General features: G+C 60.0%; 15 protein-coding genes. 5 read left to right on the forward strand and 10 right to left on the reverse strand.

The genetic code is table 11. The features are described from left to right. Positions 1–122: 122 nt before the first annotated feature. Positions 123–1,052, reverse strand: a complete 930-nt coding sequence (locus RYC18_RS07615; protein WP_316884825.1) for a glyoxylate/hydroxypyruvate reductase A — start codon at positions 1,050–1,052, stop codon at positions 123–125. Positions 1,053–1,336: 284 nt separating this feature from the next. On the opposite strand from RYC18_RS07615, the gene gabT reads away from it, so the two are divergent. The 4 genes from gabT (at position 1,337) to RYC18_RS07635 (ending at position 5,770) form a co-directional block, all read left to right on the forward strand. Next, positions 1,337–2,641, forward strand: coding sequence for a 4-aminobutyrate--2-oxoglutarate transaminase (gabT, locus tag RYC18_RS07620; RefSeq protein WP_316884826.1), 1,305 nt, complete (start codon positions 1,337–1,339; stop codon positions 2,639–2,641). An 81-nt stretch (positions 2,642–2,722) separates the two neighbouring features. Next, positions 2,723–3,379 (forward strand): HAD family hydrolase, encoded by a 657-nt coding sequence (locus RYC18_RS07625; protein WP_054097791.1) that lies wholly within the window; start codon positions 2,723–2,725, stop codon positions 3,377–3,379. 47 nt (positions 3,380–3,426) lie between these two features. Beyond that, on the forward strand, positions 3,427–3,915 hold the full coding sequence (locus tag RYC18_RS07630; protein ID WP_002555947.1) for an Lrp/AsnC family transcriptional regulator: 489 nt from the start codon (positions 3,427–3,429) through the stop codon (positions 3,913–3,915). Positions 3,916–4,273: 358 nt separating this feature from the next. After that, positions 4,274–5,770: a methyl-accepting chemotaxis protein gene (locus tag RYC18_RS07635; protein ID WP_316884851.1), complete on the forward strand. Its 1,497-nt coding sequence runs from the start codon at positions 4,274–4,276 to the stop codon at positions 5,768–5,770. Positions 5,771–5,798: 28 nt separating this feature from the next. Here RYC18_RS07635 and RYC18_RS07640 read toward each other — a convergent pair whose 3' ends face one another. From RYC18_RS07640 to RYC18_RS07680, 9 genes are all read right to left on the reverse strand, one after another. Further along, complete coding sequence (locus RYC18_RS07640) at positions 5,799–7,382, reverse strand: ABC transporter ATP-binding protein (protein ID WP_019740537.1); 1,584 nt, start codon at positions 7,380–7,382, stop codon at positions 5,799–5,801. A 1-nt stretch (position 7,383) separates the two neighbouring features. Next, the gene (locus RYC18_RS07645) at positions 7,384–8,406 is read right to left on the reverse strand and encodes an ABC transporter permease (RefSeq protein WP_005758998.1); all 1,023 of its coding nucleotides are present in this window, start codon (positions 8,404–8,406) and stop codon (positions 7,384–7,386) included. Continuing rightward, the gene (locus tag RYC18_RS07650) at positions 8,406–9,473 is read right to left on the reverse strand and encodes a microcin C ABC transporter permease YejB (protein WP_005745742.1); all 1,068 of its coding nucleotides are present in this window, start codon (positions 9,471–9,473) and stop codon (positions 8,406–8,408) included. The genes RYC18_RS07645 and RYC18_RS07650 overlap by 1 nt, the downstream gene beginning before the upstream one ends. Position 9,474: 1 nt before the next feature. After that, positions 9,475–11,358: an extracellular solute-binding protein gene (locus RYC18_RS07655; protein WP_316884862.1), complete on the reverse strand. Its 1,884-nt coding sequence runs from the start codon at positions 11,356–11,358 to the stop codon at positions 9,475–9,477. 144 nt (positions 11,359–11,502) lie between these two features. Beyond that, a complete protein-coding gene (locus RYC18_RS07660; protein WP_004663145.1) occupies positions 11,503–14,328 on the reverse strand; it encodes a TonB-dependent receptor in 2,826 nt (941 codons plus the stop codon). 99 nt (positions 14,329–14,427) lie between these two features. Continuing rightward, positions 14,428–14,829 (reverse strand): ExbD/TolR family protein, encoded by a 402-nt coding sequence (locus RYC18_RS07665; RefSeq protein WP_002555939.1) that lies wholly within the window; start codon positions 14,827–14,829, stop codon positions 14,428–14,430. Continuing rightward, entirely contained in the window at positions 14,829–15,515 is a 687-nt protein-coding gene (locus RYC18_RS07670; protein WP_003435083.1) for a MotA/TolQ/ExbB proton channel family protein, read from the reverse strand. Before RYC18_RS07670 ends, RYC18_RS07665 begins: the two co-directional genes overlap by 1 nt. 74 nt (positions 15,516–15,589) lie before the next feature. Then, entirely contained in the window at positions 15,590–16,411 is an 822-nt protein-coding gene (locus RYC18_RS07675) for an energy transducer TonB (protein ID WP_080899293.1), read from the reverse strand. 1,178 nt (positions 16,412–17,589) lie between these two features. Then, positions 17,590–18,744 carry a cysteine desulfurase family protein gene (locus RYC18_RS07680; RefSeq protein WP_316884877.1) on the reverse strand — a complete coding sequence of 385 codons (1,155 nt, stop codon included), beginning with the start codon at positions 18,742–18,744 and terminating at the stop codon, positions 17,590–17,592. Between the two features lie 352 nt (positions 18,745–19,096). Here RYC18_RS07680 and RYC18_RS07685 point away from each other — a divergent pair, with 352 nt between their 5' ends. Further along, positions 19,097–19,567 carry an Lrp/AsnC family transcriptional regulator gene (locus tag RYC18_RS07685; RefSeq protein WP_002555835.1) on the forward strand — a complete coding sequence of 157 codons (471 nt, stop codon included), beginning with the start codon at positions 19,097–19,099 and terminating at the stop codon, positions 19,565–19,567. The last annotated feature ends 38 nt before the right edge of the window (positions 19,568–19,605 follow it).

Here is a 19,605-nt window from a genome sequence, read left to right on the forward strand (position 1 = left end):
TGGGAATGCAGGTCGTGACGCTCCGCGTCACAAATCCACAGAGCACAGCACGCTCAAGATCGGACGCGGAGCGTCCAGAACTGCATTCCCACGCGGAGCGTGGGGAACGATAATCCAACGCATCAGTAACCCTGGCCCCGATCCACCTGCCCCTGCATCGCTTCACCACGCTCAAAGCGGCGAATGTTATCGAGAAGGCCGGGGAAGGCGCTTTCCGGTTGGGTCATGGCCGCGACATGCGGTGTCAGCATGATCTTCGGGTGTTGCCAGAACGGATGATCAGCCGGTGCCGGTTCCTGTTGCAGTACATCCAGCACCGCAGCGCTCAATTGGCCGCTGTCCAGTGCTTCAAGCAGGTCCGCTTCCACCAGATGCCCGCCACGGCCCATGTTGATCAATGCTGCACCTTGGGGCAGGCGCTCGAAAAGCTGACGATTGAGGATGCCTTCGGTTTGCCCGGTCAGCGGCAACACACACAGCAGAATGTCGCACTGACCAAGAAACGCACTCAGCTGTCCTTCACCCGCATAACACGTCACGCCTTCTACCTGATGCTCGCTACGCGCCCAGCCCGACAGCTCGAAACCGAATGGTTTTAGGGTCGACAGAATATGCTGCGCCTGCAAGCCCAGCCCCATCACACCCACGCGACGCTTGTGCGCCGGTACCAGCGGATGAGCTTTCCAGACGCCCTCGACCTGCTGCTGCCGATAACGCAGCATTTCCCGGTGCAGGCTCAGTACCGCCAAAGACGCGTACTGACACATCCCGTGACTGATGCCGGGGTCCAGCAGACGAACCACCGGCAAGGACTCGGGAATACGGCTCAGGTCCAGTTGATCGACGCCCGCAGAAAAGGCGAACAGCACCTTCAGGTTGGGCAGCAGCTCCTGGAGATCGTCAGGTGCCAGCCAGGCGCCCAAGTAGTGGATATCGGCCGGGTCGCCGATATCCGGCCACACACGCCATTCAATGTCCGGCGCGTGCTCGGCAAACAGGACACGCCAGCGTTCGGCGCGTGCGGGATCGGCTTTGTAGAGCAGGGCGGGCATGGGCATTTCCTGAGTGTGAAAGTGGAGCCCCATCATGCCGCAAGTCGGAAGCAGGATCTGTCGAAACAGCCTTTTGCAGAGCACCGGCATGACTGAAAAGCAGCGTTGCCCGGCAGATTGCGTGGTGCTCGCAAGGCATGAAGGAATCTGCCGTTTGCGAGGCGAAAAACAGTTGATCTGGACATCTGAGAGGGCAAGTTCGGCGTAGATCATTTCGCTGAACGCTTAACCTGAACAGCATCGCAGCCACCCCGTCGGCTGCCAGGCCCACGACAGGTAAAACCATGAACAGCAAAGTCGACGAAACACCTCATCTGCTCCGCCAGCGCGATCAGTTCGTGCCGCGAGGCATTGTCACGGCCCACCCGCTGGTCATCGACCGCGCGCAGGGTTCTGAACTGTGGGACGTCGATGGCAAGCGCTATCTGGATTTCGTCGGCGGTATCGGCGTGTTGAACATCGGCCACAACCACCCCAACGTGGTCGCGGCGATTCAGGCGCAACTGACCAAGGTCACCCACGCCTGCTTCCAGGTGGCGTCCTATCAGCCCTATCTGGATCTGGCCAAACGCCTGAGCCATCTCATCGCGGGCCAGAGCGGCATCGATCACAAGGCCGTGCTTTTCACCTCTGGCGCCGAAGCGGTCGAAAACGCGGTGAAAATCGCCCGCGCTCACACCAATCGCCCGGCAGTTATCTCGTTCCGCGGCGGTTTTCATGGCCGTACGCTGCTTGGCACTACGCTGACCGGCATGAGCCAGCCGTACAAACAGAATTTCGGCCCGATGGCCCCCGAAGTGTTCCACACGCCGTACCCGAACGAGTATCGCGGCGTGACCAGCGAAGTCGCGCTGGCGGCGTTGCACGAGCTGTTGGCCACCCAGGTCGCACCGGAGCGTGTGGCGGCGATTCTGATCGAGCCGATGCAGGGCGATGGCGGCTTCCTGACTGCGCCGGTGGAGTTCATGAAGGCCTTGCGTGCGCTGACCGAGCAACATGGCATCGTGCTGATTGTCGATGAAATCCAGTCCGGTTTCGGGCGTACCGGCAAATGGTTCGGTTTCGAGCATTCGGGTATCCAGCCTGATCTTGTGACCGTGGCCAAGAGCCTCGCGGGCGGCATGCCGCTGTCGGGCGTGGTCGGGCGTGCCGAGATCATGGACGCACCGCTTCCGGGCGGCCTGGGCGGCACCTACGGCGGCAATGCGCTGTCGTGCGCCGCTGCGCTGGCGGTGATCGACACGTACGAGCAGGACAATCTGCTCGCGCGTGGCGAGCAGCTGGGCCAACATTTGCGTGCCGGTCTGCTCAAGCTCAAGGACCGTTACACCTGCATCGGCGACGTGCGCGGCACCGGCTTCATGCTCGCCATGGAACTGGTCAAGAACGACGCCGCACGTAGCCCGGACGCTGATCTCAATCAGAAGATCATTGATCAGGCACGCATTGGCGGCCTGTTGGTGATCAAGTGTGGTGTGTACCGCAACGTGTTGCGTTTCCTCGCACCGCTGGTCACCACAGAGCAGCAGATCGATGAAGCACTGACCATTCTCGATGCCGCCTTGGCACGAGTATTGAAGTCCAGCTGAGCGTAGACGTGGTCGCGGTTGTCGCGAGACGCTGCGACCACCCGCGCTGGGGATCATTGTTGAATGGAGACGTTGCCTGCCATGGGGCTTATTGATTACCGCGCACTGCTGATCGATTGTGATGAGGTTCTGGTGGACCGTGATTCGGGTGTCTGGGCGGCGTTGCAGCCGTTGCTGGAAAACGGTCTGAACACACCGGATAAAGACTCGGTCCTGACCGAATTCAATGATGTTGTGCGCACGCTCTATCCGCGCTTCGACGAATTGGGATTCAGCGGCCTGCTGTGCTTTGCGCACCGGCAACTGGCCGAGCGCCTTGGCATCAAGGCCAGTTGGGAAGAAGGTATGACCTTCGCCCGTTCCGTGCCGAACTGGACGCTGTTCGAGGATGCACCCGGCGCGATGCTCTACCTGCGCAAGTTCTATCGGCTGCTGGTGTACGCCGACCGGGACCTGCAGGATCGCGGCATCCTGTGCGAACGGCTGGGGCTTGAACCTGACAGCCTGCTGTCCCTGACCACTCACCCGCTGGACAATCCGGACTGGCTCGCCGGGATGGATCTGGAGCCACGTGAAACGCTTCTTGTGTCTCGCCCGCCTGCCTCGGCGTTAGGCACCGGTGGGCTGTGTCTGATCCGCCGTAGCCGTGAGCAACACTGTCAGCCATGCACTGCCGACCTGTGCATCAACAGCATGGCCGATCTGGTCGCTCAGCATCAGCTGTCTTTACGGCGCTGATTTTGCTAGAAGGTAGGCACCGTGAATGGCAATACAAGAGGTAGGTAATGGAAGGCTTGGTCAAACTGGATCGGATTGATATCAATATCCTGGTAGAACTCCAGAAAGACGGGCGCATGACCAACGTCAGCCTGGCCGACGCCGTCGGGCTTTCCGCGAGCCCTTGCCTGCAGCGCGTCAAACGTCTTGAGTCGGCAGGTTACATTTCCAGTTACAAGGCGCACCTTAATCTGGCCAAGATCACCGAATCGGTCACAGTGTTCACGGAAATCTCCCTCAGCGACCACAAGCGCGAAGACTTCGCCAAATTCGAAGCCAACATCCGCCACGTTGACGAAGTCCTGGAGTGCCACCTGATCAGCGGCGGCTACGACTACTTGGTGCGCTTCATGACCCGCAGCATTCAGCACTATCAGGAAGTGATCGAAGAGCTGCTGGACAAGAACATCGGCATCTCCAAGTACTTCAGCTACATCGTCATCAAATCCCCGGTCATGAAAGACGGCGTGCCACTGCGCAAACTGTTGCGCCATTGAATCTCTAGCCCGGAGAGGACGCAGAGCGTCCAGAACGGCATACCCACGCGGAGCATGGGCACGATAGTGTTTGCCCGGCCACCGCGTGGGCGCCCGTTCCGCGATCCCCCAGACACTTATCGTTCCGCACGCTCCAGCGTGGGAACGCCCTTCGTGACGCTCTGCGTCACAAAATCTGCGTAGCGCCGCTTGCTCAAGCCAGAGAGGTCGTCGCGCCTCAACACTGACCGAATAATATATTTCTGAAATTATGGCATAGGGCTACTATCCAGGCGGCACGTTGGCCGGGGTTTTGCTCGTGCAGATCTGAAAACCGACAGGGCCCTCTGTCGCCATGGATTTCAAAAGGATGTGTTCGATGCCCGTAGCCGCTCGTTTCCTGGACCATTACCGCAAGGCCGACCGGATCATGCTGGGCCTGATCTGGCTGTTGTTCCTCTACGCGCTCGGGTTGGCGTTCTGGTTTGATACGTTCACCCAGGCAGTCGTGGTCGGTGGCGGCACCGCGGTGGTGCTGACCGGGCTGTATCGTGCCATCGGCGGCACCCGATTGATGCGCTGCTGTGTGGGTGTAGGCCTGATGGTCATGGCCGCGCTGCATATCAATCAGGCGCACGGGCTGATCGAAATACATTTCGGCATCTTCGTGTTTCTAGCTGTACTGACCTTCTACCGCGACTGGCTGCCGATTCTGGTCGCTGCCGTCACCATCGCTATCCACCATGTCGGCTTCCACGCTCTGCAGCATGCAGGCTTCCCGGTTTACGTCATGCACCACGGCGGCGGTTGGAGCATGGTGATGGTGCATGCGGTGTACGTCGTCGTAGAAAGCGCGATTCTGGTCTATCTGGCCGTGCAGAATCAGGCTGAAGCGGTCGAGAATCAGGACATGCTCGATAGAATGCTGGCCACCACCAATCAGTTTTCGCCCAATAGCCAGACAAGCGAGCGTTCGGCCAAACGCGTGCCGCTGGCGCAACGTTTCGAGCAGTTTCTGGAGCAGATCACCAGCCTTGTCGACGGCGTGGTGCGCGACACACGCGGGCTCGGCGAGCTGGGTCATGACCTTGCCAAGGCCAGCGGTACGCTGGAAACCGGAGCACAGCATCAACTCAGCGAGATCGCCCGCATGACCGGCGCAATGCAGCGCATGGGTGATGCAATGAACGATATCTCCAGCCATGTTGCGCAAGCCGTGCAGCGTGCCGGTGATGCAAGCGATCAGGTGGCTCACGGACGCGACAGCGTCGACCGTGCGCAGAGCGAAATCACTCAGCTTGCCGCGCGCATCAACACCACCGATGAAACCGTGCAGGCACTCGCCAACCAGTCAGAGCAGATCGGCAAGGTGCTGGACGTGATCGGCAGTATTGCCGAGCAGACCAACCTGCTGGCGCTGAACGCAGCGATTGAAGCTGCACGAGCCGGAGAGCAGGGCCGGGGCTTTGCCGTGGTGGCCGACGAGGTGCGCAATCTGGCGCAACGCACAGCATCGTCGACCAAGGAAATCCAGACCATCATTGAAGACCTGCAAAGGGGCAGCCGTCAGGCCGCTACAGCCATGAACGACAGCCTGCAAGGCGTCGGGCGTTGTGTGGAAAACAGCCAGCGCGCGTCGGAATCCCTGCGCGCAGTCGGTGAAGGTATCGGGCATATCACCCAGCTTAACGGCCTGATTGCCACGACCACTGAACAGCAGTCCACCGCCAGCCGGGAAATCGCCGATCAATTACGTTCGGTGCAGACCATCGCCGAGCACACCGCCGCCAATATCGGCGTACTCGCGACCAGCAGCCAGAGCCTTTCGCCGCTGGCCATACGCCTGGAGGCGCTGGGCCAGAGCTTCCACAACTAGCTTTCGCACCTGGCTTTAAAATTCAGGCTCAGGCAAACACCAGCCCGGAAGAACGCAGCAGTTCCTGAGTATAGGCCTGCTGCGGCGCGGCGAAGATCTCGCGGGACGGGCCTTGTTCGACCACCTTACCGTCCTTGATCACAATCAGGTCATGCGCCAGCGCATGGACAACCGCCAGGTCATGGCTGATGAACAGGTACGTCAGGCCATGACGGATTTGCAGGTCACGCAGCAGGGCGACGATCTGTTTCTGCACCGTACGGTCGAGCGCTGACGTCGGCTCGTCGAGCAGGATCAGATCCGGCTCAAGCACCAACGCCCGGGCGATGGAAATGCGCTGGCGTTGCCCACCGGAAAACTCGTGCGGGTAACGATGCCGGGTTGCCGGGTCCAGCCCGACTTCCTGCAACACGCGGATCACCGTCTGCTCACGCTCTTTCGGCGTACCGATATTGTGCGTCACCAACCCCTCGGCGATGATCTGCTCCACGGTCATGCGCGGGCTGAGGCTGCCGAACGGGTCCTGAAACACTACCTGCAACTGACGACGCAACGGGCGCATCAGGTGCTGACTGTGCAGGCTCAGCTCCTTGGTGCCGAAACGGATGCTGCCCTCTGAGTCGACAAGACGCAAAATCGCCTGGCCCAGGGTCGATTTGCCCGAGCCGGATTCGCCGACAATCCCGAGTGTCTTGCCCTTGAGCAGCTCGAAACTCACCCCATCCACCGCCTTCACATACTGCGGCTCGCGCTTGAACCAGGCTTTGCCCAGCGGAAACCAGACTTTCAGGTCCTGCACCGACAACAGCGTGTTGCTGTGCGTGGACGGCACCGGCTCGCCGTCTGGTTCGGCGTTGATCAGCAAGCGGCTGTAAGGATGCTGCGGATTGTCGAACAGCGTCTGGCAATCGGCCTGCTCGACGATCTCGCCCTCACGCATCACGCAGACCCGCTGAGCGATGCGCCGCACCAGATTGAGGTCGTGGCTGATCAGCAACAACGACATGTTGAGCCGCTGCTGAAGGGACTTGAGCAACTCCAGAATCTTCACCTGCACGGTCACGTCCAGCGCGGTCGTCGGCTCGTCGGCGATCAGCAAGTCGGGCTCGTTAGCCAGTGCCATGGCAATCATGATGCGCTGGCGCTGCCCACCCGACAGTTGATGCGGATATGCCTTGAGGCGTGACAGCGGGTCACGAATGCCGACCAGTTCCAGCAACTCCAGGGTGCGGCTCAGCGCGGCCTTGCCTTTGAGGCCCTTGTGAGTGACGAGAATTTCGCCGATCTGCTTTTCGACCGTGTGCAGCGGGTTCAGCGAGCTCATGGGCTCCTGAAAAATCATCGCCACACGGTTGCCACGCAGGCTGCGCAATTGCTTGTCGCTGGCGTGGACCAGATCAAGCCCGTCATAGCGAATCGAGCCTTGGGTGCTGACGGTTTTCGCTGGCAACAGACGCAGAATCGAATGCGCAGTGACCGACTTGCCCGAGCCGGATTCGCCGACCAGCGCCAGGCATTCGCCACGGCGGATGTCGAGGCTGACGCCATGCACCACTTCATGGCCGTTGAAGGCGACCCGCAGGTCGCGAATTTCAATCAGGTTGTCTTGCATGTCAGCTCCGAGGATCAAACGCGTCGCGGCAGGCTTCGCCGATGAACACCAACAGAGAAAGAATCAGGGCCAGCGCGACGAACGCGGTCAGCCCCAGCCAGGGCGCTTGCAGGTTGCGCTTGGCCTCGCCGATCAGTTCGCCCAGCGAAGCGCTGCCAGCAGGCATGCCGAAGCCGAGAAAGTCCAGCGCGGTGAGCGTGGCGATGGCACCGGTGATGATGAACGGCAGGTACGTCAGGGTGCTGGTCATCGCGTTGGGCAGGATGTGCCGCCACATCAGCGCGGCATCGGTCAGGCCCAGTGCGCGGGCGGCTTTCACGTATTCAAGATTACGCCCGCGCAAAAACTCGGCACGCACCACGTCCACCAGCGACAGCCAGGAGAACAGCGCCATGATGCCCAGCAACCACCAGAAACTCGGTGACACAAAGCCGGACAGAATGATCAGCAGATACAGCACCGGCAAACCCGACCATATTTCCTGAATGCGCTGGCCGATCAGGTCGGTCATGCCGCCGTAGTAACCTTGAATCGCCCCGGCACAGACGCCGATCACCGTGCTGATCGCGGTCAGCAGCAGCGCGAACAGGATGGAAATCCGCGCGCCGAACAGCACACGCGCCAGCACGTCACGGGCCTGCTCGTCAGTGCCTAGCCAGTTGGTGCCGTCGGGCGGGCTGGGCGAGGGCGCGTCCAGGTCATAGTTGATGGTGTCGTAGCTGAACGGGATCGGCGCGAACAGCATCCAGCCGTTTTTCGCGGCGATCAGCTTGCGCACGTAGTCGCTTGAATAGTCCGGTTCGAAGGGCAGTTCGCCGCCGAAATCGGTTTCCATGTAGGTGCGCAACACCGGGTAATACATCTGCCCGTCGTAGCTGACCAGCAGCGGCTTGTCGTTGGCGATCAGCTCGCCGCACAGGCAGACCAGCATCAGGCCGATGAAGATCCACAGCGACCACCAACCACGCCGGTTGGCCTTGAACAGGTCGAAGCGGCGCCGGGTCTGGGGAGAGAACTCGAACATCAGGCGCTCCTCGCGGAAAAGTCGATGCGTGGGTCGACCAGCGTGTAACACAGGTCACCTATCAGTTTGATCAGCAGGCCGAACAGCGTGAACAGAAACAGCGTGCCGAACACGATGGGGTAGTCCCGCGAGACCGCCGCCTCGTAACTCATGCGCCCCAGCCCATCGAGGCCGAAGATGGTTTCGATCAGCAGCGAGCCGGCGAAAAACACTTCGATCAACGCCTGCGGAATGCCCGCGATGACCAGCAGCATGGCGTTGCGAAACACATGGCCGTACAGCACGCGATGCTCGGTCAGGCCCTTGGCGCGTGCCGTGACCACGTACTGACGGCTGATTTCGTTGAGGAAGCTGTTCTTGGTGAGGATGGTCAGCGTGGCGAACCCGCCGATTACCAGCGAGCTGACTGGCAACACCAGGTGCCACAGATAGTCCTTCACCTTGCCCCAGGTGCTCAGGCTGTCGAAGTTCTCCGAGAACAAACCCTGCGCCGGAAACCAGCTCAGGTAACTGCCTCCGGCGAACACCACAATCAGCAGAATGGCGAACAGAAACGCGGGCGTGGCGTAGCCGATGATCACCAGCGTGCTGCTCCAGACGTCAAACGCACTGCCATGCCGCACCGCTTTGCGTATGCCCAGCGGGATGGAAATCAGGTAGGTGATCAGCGTCGCCCAAAGCCCGAGTGACAGTGACACCGGAAGCTTCTGGGCAATCAGTTCGGTGACCGGCGCGCCACGGAAGAAGCTGGTGCCGAAGTCCAGCTGTGCGTAATTCTTGAGCATCAGCCAGAGTCGTTCGTGCATCGGTTTGTCGAAACCGTAATGTTCCTTGATCTGCTCGATCAGCGCCGGGTCCAGCCCGCGCGTGCTGCGGCTGGCGGTGCCGCTTGCGGCTACTTCGCCACCACCGCCACCAACGCCATTGGGGCTGAAACCCTGAATGCGCGCGATGGCCTGCTCGACCGGTCCGCCGGGGGCGGCCTGCACGATCAGGAAGTTGACGATCAAAATGGCCAGCAGCGTGGGAATGATCAGCAGCAGGCGTCGAATCACATAAGCCAGCATCTCAATACTCCTTGGCAGCGGCGGGCTTGCCGGTCAATGCAGCGGCCTGAGCGTTGGTCAGAGGGGTCGGGCTGATCTGCCACCAGGTTTCCAGGCCAACGTCATAGGTCGGTGCCACATCAGGCATGCCGAAACGGTTGGCGAACACCAGTGGCGTGCCCTTGGAGTAGTAGTTGGGAATCATGTAGTAGCCCCATTGCAGGACCCGGTCCAGCGCCCGCGCGTAGAGCACCATATCGTTGCGAGTATTGGCGCTCACCAGCCCGTCGATCAGCGTGTCCACCGCGGGGTTGCGCAGCACCATCGCGTTTGAACTACCCACTTCGGTGGCGCTTTGCGAGCCGTACAGGTTGTACAGCTCACGGCCAGGAGAAATGATCGGATTACCGTTTTTCGGCAGGCTGACCACGATCATGTCGTAGTCCCGCGCATTGAGCCGGTTGATGTACTGCGCCGAATCGATGCGCAGGAAATCCAGGGTGATGCCGATCTGCGCCAGCGTGCGCTTGAAGGGCAGAATCAGGCGATCGAAACCACCCTGACCATCGAGAAAGCTGAACACCATCGGCTCGCCAGCGGCGTTCACCAGCTTGTTGTCCTTCGGGTGCCAGCCCGCTTCAGCGAGTAGCTTGAGGGCCTGCAACTGCTTGTCACGGATGTAACCGCTGCCGTCGGTTTTCGGCGGCTGATACACCGTGGTGAACACCTCGTCCGGCACCTGGCCGCGCAAGGGTTCGAGAATCTTCAGCTCGGCCGGGGTCGGCAGCTCGGTGGCGGCCATGTCGCTTTTCGGAAAGTAGCTTTGTTCGCGCACGTAGAAATTGCGCATGACCCGGCGGTTGATCCAGTCGAAATCCCACAGCAATGACAGCGCCTCACGCACGCGGCGGTCCTTGAAAATCGGGTTGTCCAGATTGAACACAAAACCTTGCGCGGCGACCGGACGTTGCCGGGCGAGAATGCGCTTTTGCAGACGCCCGTCGTCGATTGCCGGGCCGCTGTAGCCGACCACAAAGCCGGAGGAGGAGAACTCTCGGTTGTAGTCGAACATCCCGGCCTGCAGCAGCTGGCGGGCGATTTCCGTGTCGCCGTAGTAGTTCACGGTGAGCGTGTCGAAGTTGTAAAGGCCACGGCTGACTGGCAGGTCCTTGCCCCACCAGTCCTTGACCCGTTCAAAGACCACGCTGCGCCCGGCATCGACCTTGGCGACCCGGTAGGGCCCGTTGCCCAGCGGCGGCTCGAAACCGCCGCCGTTGGCGAAGTCGCGGGTCTTCCACCAGTGCTCGGGCAGAATGTGCAGGCTGGCGATGTCCAGCGCCAGCATGCGGTTGAGGTTGTTCTTGAAGTCGAAGCGAATCTGTAGCGGCCCCTCGATGGTCACCTGTTTGACGTCGGCGAACATGGGGCGATAGCTGAAGCTGGCCTTGGTGGTCATCAGCTCGAAGGTGTAGCGCACGTCTTCGGCGGTGACGGGCTTGCCGTCCTCGAAGCGCGCCTTGGGGTTGAGGAAAAAACGAATCCACAGACCGTTCGGGTCCATCTCCATCTTTTCCGCGATCAATCCATAAACGGTGTACGGCTCATCCAGTGAGCGATAGGCCAATGGTGAGTAAACCCAGGTATCGACCTGCACCACATTGATGCCCTGATCGACATAAGGGTTGAGGTAGTTGAACTGGCCGATTTCTTCCGCCGAACGGGTCAGTGAACCGCCTTTGGGGGCGTTCGGGTTGACGTAGTCAAAGTGCTGGAAGCCAGCCGGGTATTTCGGTGCCTCGCCATAGACGGTCAAGGCGTGAGTCGGGGCGGCCTGAGCGACCTGCCAGCAACTGCACAGCGCAACACCCAGAATCAGGCGCCGCAGAAAACGGGTATGACGCAACATGATGGGGCTTTCCTCGTACGCACTGAATGACGATGAGTCGCGAAAAAGCCCCCGGCCGGGGAAGGTGGATGAAACCTGGGCCGGAGGGGGCGAGCTCGCAATCTGACGTGGCCCAAGGAGCGTGTATGGGCCACGTCGTCACACTCAGAAGTGGTAAGTCGCGCGTGCGAACAGGGTGCGCCCCAGCGGGTCGGCGTAACGAGGGTCGTAGCCGGACTGGAAGTTGTAGGCCTGGTTGGAGAACGGCGGGTTGCGGTCGAACATGTTGCGCACACCCGCGTCGATATCCAGCACCTTGTCGAAGGTATGACCCACCGACATGTCCCACAGCGCATATGACGCGACGCGCGCATTGGTGGTGCGGTCGTAGTCGTTGTAGCCGCTGGTGAAGCGGTTGGTGATGGAAGCGCGAGTATCGCCCAGTGCCCAGGTGCCGGTCAGAACGTGTTTCCAGCGCGAGATCACGCCGTCGCCCTGGAAGTCGCCGACCTTGTCGGTGTACGGGCCGTCGATGATGTTCTGGAAGTCATAACGGGTCACATAGGTGCCGGTCATGCCCAGACCGAACTGACCATAAGGTGTGTTCGGAAAGCGATAGTCGAGCGTTACGTCGACACCGCTGGTCTTGACGATACCCAGGTTGGCGTTGCCGGTAACGATGTTGGCAATCGAACCATCAGCAGCGCGCACGTAGCGGTCGGCGTAGGTGTTCGGATCATCAAACACAGTCGACTCGGGGAACGCCTGGATCTGGTTGGAAATGTGAATCCACCAGAAATCCAGGCCCATCGATAGGTTGTTGACCGGCTGATAGACGAAGCCCAGCGTCATGTTGCGGGCTTTTTCCGGGGCCAGCTCGGTGTTGCCTCCACCATTGTTGAGGAACTGCTGCTGGCAATCACGACCGGCGTTACCACCCGGCTGAACGACGCCACCGGCACACAGAACCGGGTCGTTGTAATAGCCCTGAGTGAAAGTGGTACTGCGCGGGGCATACAGCTCGTAAAGCGACGGCGCGCGGAAACCTTCGCTGTAGGCACCGCGGACCACCAGTTGCTTGAACGGCTGGTAGCGGAACGAGTATTTCGGATTGGTGGTGCTGCCGAAGTCGCTGTATTTGTCATGACGAACGGCGGCGGTCAGTTCAAGGCTGTCCAGCACGGGGACATTCAGTTCGGCGTATTGCGCCTTGACGCTCCTGTCACCTTCGACGCTACCGGCGGCATCTGCGCCCAGGCTGCTGATGTCGTTGACGTAGGCTTCGTACTGCTGATGCATTTTCTCTTTGCGGTATTCGCCGCCCAACGCCAGACCCGCAGGGCCTGCACCGAACCAGTCACCGATTTCCCGGCTGATGCGCGCATCGAGCCCGGCCACCCGGCCCACAGCGCTGGAGTACTGGCCGTGATATTCGCTGGCATCGATCAGCGCCTGACCGGCAGTGGTCTGCGGGCCGAACGGGTTAAGGGTGCCATTGGCCAGGCCGTTGAGCATTGCAGCGTCACTGACATACCCGTTGGTGAGCGATGACAGGACTTTGTTCTGGTTGTAAGAAGCACCTACGTTGTAGTCCCAGCCGCCCACCAGGCCGTCGAAGTTCAGCAGAAAACGCTGGCTGGTGTTCTGGTCGCTGGACCCGCGTGGCCCGGCCGCCGTTTCTCGCCAGGCTGTGCTGATCGGTTGGGTCGGGTCGAGAGTAAAGTCGGTCGGTGCCGGAGTGATGCCGTTGCCGGGATAAAAAGGCGACGATGAGTCCAGAGACAGGCCGGTGAGAGGCGCTGGCCCGATATCGGTATGGTTGTTGTTACGGGCCCAGAAGTATTCGAGGCTGACGTTATGATCGTCTGCCAGCTTGCCGGTGGCCTTGCCAAAAAACGAGGTCTTTTCGGTTTGCGGGATCAGGTCGATGTATTCACGGGTGCTGAACCGGCAGATGCCGTTGCTGGCGATCAGGTTAGGGCCGCTGCAGTTTCTGCCCAGCGGGTTGGCAGAGTTGTCACCCTGGAAGTAATTGCCGGGATAGGCCGTACCGGAGGTCTGATTGAGCCCGCGTCCTGGCACGTAATCTCTGGCAAACGAGCGGTCGTTGGCGTCCAGGTTTTGCTGCTTGTTGTAGTTGAAGACACCCATGACGTTGAAGCGGTCTTGCTCCAGATCGCCAAAGCCCCAACTGGCGCTCATGTCCTTGGTGGCACCGCCGCCGCTGGCGGTCGGGGTTTCTCCACCCAGGGTCAGGCTGCCGTCGGTCAGGGATTTTTTGGTGATGAAGTTGATCACACCGCCAATGGCGTCAGTGCCGTATAGCGCCGAGGCGCCGTCACGCAATACTTCCACACGGTCGATGGCGGCAAACGGGATCATGTTCAGGTCGATGGCGCTGCCGTTAGGCGTGCCCACACCCGACAGTGCGTTATTGGCCAGACGGCGGCCGTTGAGCAGCACCAGCGTCTTGTTGGCGCCGATGCCGCGCATATCGGCAAACGAGGCACCTCCTGTTCCTGCACCGACCGAGCCTGCGCTGTTGTTGATCGACTGGCTGCCGGTGATGCGCTGGACCATTTCCTGGGTGGTGGTCACGCCCTGTTTCTTCAGGTCGTCAGCGCGCAGGATGGTAATTGGCACTGCGGTTTCGGCATCGACCCGGCGGATCGCCGAACCGGTCACTTCTACACGTTGCAACTGGGTCGTGGCAGGCACAACCGCTGCGCTGGTGGACACGGCCGAGCCGCTTGTGTCCGCATCGACGGCGTCTGCCGCCTGAGCACCGCTCATGCCCATGGCCAATGCACAAAGCAGGGCACGTGGATGACGCCGGACCGCGAGGGCCAGTGGTTTGAGGGTGCAACCGGGAAGATTCATCAGCATGGTTAGTTCCGACTTGGTCCAGACGTTATTGAAATGGCCTTGTGAGCCCTCTGTTCCCGACGCGGTTGTGCCGAGCGGGAGTTCCACTTCTTCTTTTTCCAGCAAGCCGCTCCCCTCCAGAGGCTTTTCAGCCCACGGACAACCGCATTTACGGGGGTCGGGTCAAACGGCTTCGCGCGGCGAAGCCGTCAAATCACCTGAGGGTCATTTCGCCGTCATGACGGATATCTTCGTAATGCCCGAACGCTCGATGGACGCCATGGCCTTGGCCACCTGGCCATAATTCACGGCGGTATCGGCCTGCAACTGGACGCGGATTTCCGGGTCCTTGGCCTTTTCGTCCTGCAGGCTTTTTTCCAGCAGTTCCGGGGCGATTTCCGATTTGGCGAGGTAGAACTTGCCGTCCTGATCAACGCTGACCACCACCGGGTTTTTCTTCTCGGCAGGGGCGACCGCATCAGTCTTGGGCAGGTTGACCTTGATCGCGTTGGTCATCAGCGGCGTGGTGACGATGAACACCACCAGCAGCACAAGCATCACGTCGACCAGCGGCGTGACGTTCATTTCGCTGAGTACTTCATCGCTGTCCTGAGTGGAGAAAGACATTAGCTGGCCTCCCGAACGGCATGGCCATTCTTGCTGGCGATGGGCTGACGGGTGACCGCGAAGGCGCTGCGCTGGGCGAGGGCGTCGAAGTCGTGGGCGAAGTCATCCATGTCGGCCACGGCGAGCTTGAGGCGGCGCAGGAAGAAGTTGTAAATCAGCACCGCAGGCACCGCAACGGCGATACCCACGCCGGTGGCGACCAGCGCATGGCCGATAGGGCCGGCGACCGCTTCCAGGCTGGCCGAGCCGGTCACGCCGATGCTTTGCAGTGCTTCCATGATCCCCCAGACCGTACCGAACAGGCCGATGAAGGGCGCGGTGCTACCGATACTGGCGAGAATTGCCTGACCACTTTCCAGTGCGCGGCGCTCTTTTTGTATCTGCTGGCGCAGGTTGCGCTCCAGGCGGTCCGAGCGGTTGATGGTGTGCGCCAGTTGTTGCGTAGTGCGCGGCGACTCATCGACCGCCATGGCTTCGAAGCCGCTGTTGGCGATACGCGCCAGCGCTCCAGGATATTGTGCAGAGTGCTCGGCGGCGGTCAGCAGGTCCGGCGCGCTCCAGAACGCCTTGGTGAACTGTTTGTTCTGCGATTTCTGACGCACGTACTGCGCCGACTTGATCAGCAACAGTGCCCAACTCAATACGGAAAACAGAATCAATGCCCAGAGCACGGCCGGGACAATCATGGAAGAGAGCGATGCGTTCATGGTTTAAACCTCACCAGCTTTAATAATTGAAGTGTCGGTTGTCAGGTGCCGGATCATTCCGGCAACTTGAAGTCGATGGTCTGCGTCGCGAAGCCTTCTATCGGCGTGTCACCCCGTTTGGCCGGAATGAACTTCCAGTTGCGCACGGCCTCAACGGCGGCTTCGTCCAATACCGGTTTGCCGCTGGATTTGGTCACCTCGACAGCGCCAGCGCGGCCGTTTGGCAGCACCTTGATGCGCAGAATCACGCGACCTTCCCAACTGCGGCGCAAGGCCAGCCCCGGGTATTCCGGCGGCGGGTTGCCCAGGCTGGCGAGCCCGGATACGGCAGCGCTTTCCTTGACCGGAGCCGGTGGCGCGGCAGGTGCCGGAGGTGCGGGCGCAGGTGCTGGCGGCGCAGGCGGGCTCGGCGCGGCAGCAGGCGTTGGCGCAGGTGGCGTCGGCTTTTTCACCGGCTCGACTTTCTTGACCGGCTTGGGCTTCTCGACCTTTGGCTTCTCCACCGGTTTTGGCGGCGGCTCTACCGCGTCCGGGTCCTCGACCGGTTGTTCCGGCTCGGGTGGTGGCGGCGGAGGCGGCGGAGGTGGCGGCTCGGGCGGCGGCGGTTCCGGGGCGGGAGGTGTCGGGCTGGTCAGCTCAATAGTCATTTCCGGAACTTGTGGTGCAACTTCCGGCAGGTCTGGCTGGGCAGTTTGCATGTACCACCAGATCACACCATGGATAAGTACTGACGCAGCAATCAACACCATTACTTGTGGCTTGTTAAGGCCACCCGGTCGTGACGTATTGGCGCTGAAAGGAATGCCCTGCCACGCCGTCGAAGTGTCATCGGGCGAGGGAGAGGGAACCGCTTTCATTATTACCGCATCATTCATTAACGCTCCCTCGGGTAGTTAAAGGGCAATAAAAATCCGTTCGAATATTTTTGTGAATATTCGTCTGAGGGCGGCCTGCACACTGTTTATATGCAGCGCACCGCGGTACCTGCGCACGGCAGGCTTAAACAGGGAAAAGCGGTGTACATCAGGGCGCTGGCATTGCTGATCCTTGCTTCTTATCGTCATGTACGGGGACGTACAGCGATGTTCCTGAATGCTTACATTGCAACCGCTGTGCCAGAAAGCCCACGCAGGGACCGTTGATTCAGAGCGGGTGTCGCATTCATGTAACTATTTATCGAATCCCTATTTCATGGACTTCGAAGGCATTCGAATGAAGAACTCCTTAAACAAAACAGCAGACAAATTCGTACCCTCTGCTGTGCCAGACGCGTTCGAAACTCGTGACCTGCTAGTCACTTTCCTGAATGCACCAATACTGTGTAACGAGGATCAAGTTGGTGCGCTAGTTACTCAAGACTTCATAAAGGACTGCTCCATGTGGGTCCGTGTTTATATGATCAGTAACCGTTAAAGGGAAAAAAGCCATCGCACGAATGATGGCCAAATGAAACCACCTCAAATAAAGTGTCGGACAATCTTTATATGTGGGTTGCCCGTTAATTAAAAAACAGGGGGTTTATCCTTATTGCGCGCACAGTTCTGCAAGGCCCTGATTAATCGTCAGAACATTCAAGGGCACACGCAAAATGACTTACGTCCAGACGTGCAGAGCCGTCGAAAAACAACATGCAGATCTGGATAACGCGAAGGCGACCGGGCAGGCACCGTCCAAGGCAGGCAATGCCTCAGGGGTAAGCAGCCAGCGTAACGGTGGTCTGACACAAGACTGATAGAGCACGGCTAGATTCCTTTCCTGGTGAGGAGAAAGACTTGTGGTCTGCCCTCCTGCACTGTTTGTGGACGCTCTGGCGTCCGTTAACTGCACTTTGGTGCGTGTAGGCACCCCTTGAATGCAGCGTGCACCAATGGTTTATGGCACGACCGTTCCACTTGAAAGAACTGTGCCAATTTGTGTCTTTTTGTATCTGGAGGGGTACATTTTATTTAGCGGCACGCTGCAAGTGGCGAGCTACAAGGCAGCAGCTTTGGCGGGAAGGGAAGAAATGGCAGCAAGCCGCCCGCTGAAAGGGCGGCTTGAGAGGCGTTGCAAATTACCAGAACGCAGCAGGTGCGCTGAGCGCCTTGCTGAATACCTCAATGGCACGCTCGACGTCTGCCTGCGTGGTGTAGCGGCCAAGGCTGACACGCACGCTGGCCAGGGCCTTGGCTGAATCCATCCCCAGAGCGAGCAGCACATGCGAGGGTGCATTGCTGGCCGAGTTGCATGCGGAGGTAGAAGACAACGCCAGGCTGTGGGATAGCTGCGAGCTGGTGAAGCCACTGCGGGTGATGCACAGGTTCAGGGTGTGCGGGATGCGTTGTTGCGGACAGCCGTTGAGCTGCACATCCGGCAGGCTCAGCAGGCCTTCGCGCAGGTGGCGACTCAGCTCTTCGATACGGCGGTTTTCAGTTTCGGCCTGGCTGATCGCCAACGCAAAGGCTGTACCCATGCCGACGATCTGATGGGTGGCCAAGGTGCCCGAACGAAAGCCGCCTTCATGTCCGCCGCCGTGGATCTGCGCTTTCAGCAACGAATGCGCGCGTGGGCCCACGTACAGCGCGCCAATACCCTTGGGGCCGTAGGCCTTGTGTGCCGAGAACGACATCAGGTCGACGGCCAGACTCGCCAGATCGACCTTCACCTTGCCGACGCCCTGCGCAGCGTCCACATGAAACAGCGCGCCGTGCTCGCGCACCAAGGCGCCAATGCTGGCGATATCGGTCAGCGTGCCCAGCTCGTTGTTCACCAGCATCAGTGATACCAGCAGCGTATCTTCGCGCAGGGCAGCCTGAACCGCCTGCGGCTGGATCAGGCCCTGGGCGTCCGGTTTCAGCCAGGTGACGGGAAAGCCCTGACGCTCCAGCGTGCTGACGGTATCGAGCACTGCTTTGTGCTCCAGAACACTGGTAACGATGTGCCGACGCTGCGCGCTGCTGTCGTGAGCGATGCCCTTGATCGCCAGGTTGTTGGACTCGGTAGCGCCGGAGGTCCAGACGATGGTATCCACAGGCGCACCCACCGCATCGGCCACCTGACACCGTGCCTGCTCTACGGCCTGCCGCGCAACCTGCCCATAACCATGCCCGCTGGATGCCGGATTACCGAAATGACCTTCGCGGCCCATACAGGCAACCATGGCTTCGATAACCTGTTCATCGACAGGCGTGGTAGCGGCGTAATCCAGGTAGAGCGCAGAGGTGGTCATGGGCAATTCACTTTTGTAATCGAGTCAGAATCAAGGGCTGGCGGTACAAGGCCGATTGCTTGAAAGATTACTGATGCGCACGCGAAAATTTATTGATATTTACCCGGGTATGAGCGCTCAATGCGAAAAATTATTCGCGTTCATTGGATCTAAACGATTAAAAATCCTAGGATGCTGTTTCAGAAGCAGAATCGCATCCAGACACCCCTCGTTCCTCACCGTTGTGTGACGCAGAGCGTCACGAAATGCATGCCAACGCAGAGCGTTGGTACGATAGTCATCGCCCAGACATCGATCGTTCCTCACGCGTGAGGAACGATCAGTGTAAAGCGACTAACGCAGGAAACCGCTAATGGACAAATTCGACCGGGCAATTCTCGACATCCTGCAAACCGACTGCACTCGCTCGGTGGCGGACATCGCCGAGCGCATCGGCCTGGGCAGCACCGCGTGCTGGCGACGCATCCAGAAGCTGGAAGAGGCCGGCATCATCGACCGCCGGGTTGCCCTGCTCAATCCGCAACGTCTGAACGTGTCGGTCAGCGTCTTTGCAGCCATCCGCACCAACCAGCACAACGCCGCCTGGCTTGAACAGTTCCACGCTGCCGTCGGCGAACTGCCTGAAGTGGTCGAGTGCTACCGCATGGCAGGCGATACCGACTACATGCTGCGCATCGTCGTGGCTGACATCGCAGGGTACGACGCGGTGTACAAACAACTGATCAGCATCCCCGGGATCAGCGACGTAAGCTCCAGCTTCGCCATGGAACAGATCAAGTTCACCACCGGCCTGCCCTTGCAATACGCATCGTTTGGCGGCTGAGCGCAGCCACGCTCATCGATTGAATCGAACCCTCAGCC

Source organism: Pseudomonas syringae group sp. 247E2 (genome assembly GCF_032587795.1).
Taxonomy (GTDB): domain Bacteria; phylum Pseudomonadota; class Gammaproteobacteria; order Pseudomonadales; family Pseudomonadaceae; genus Aquipseudomonas; species Aquipseudomonas amygdali.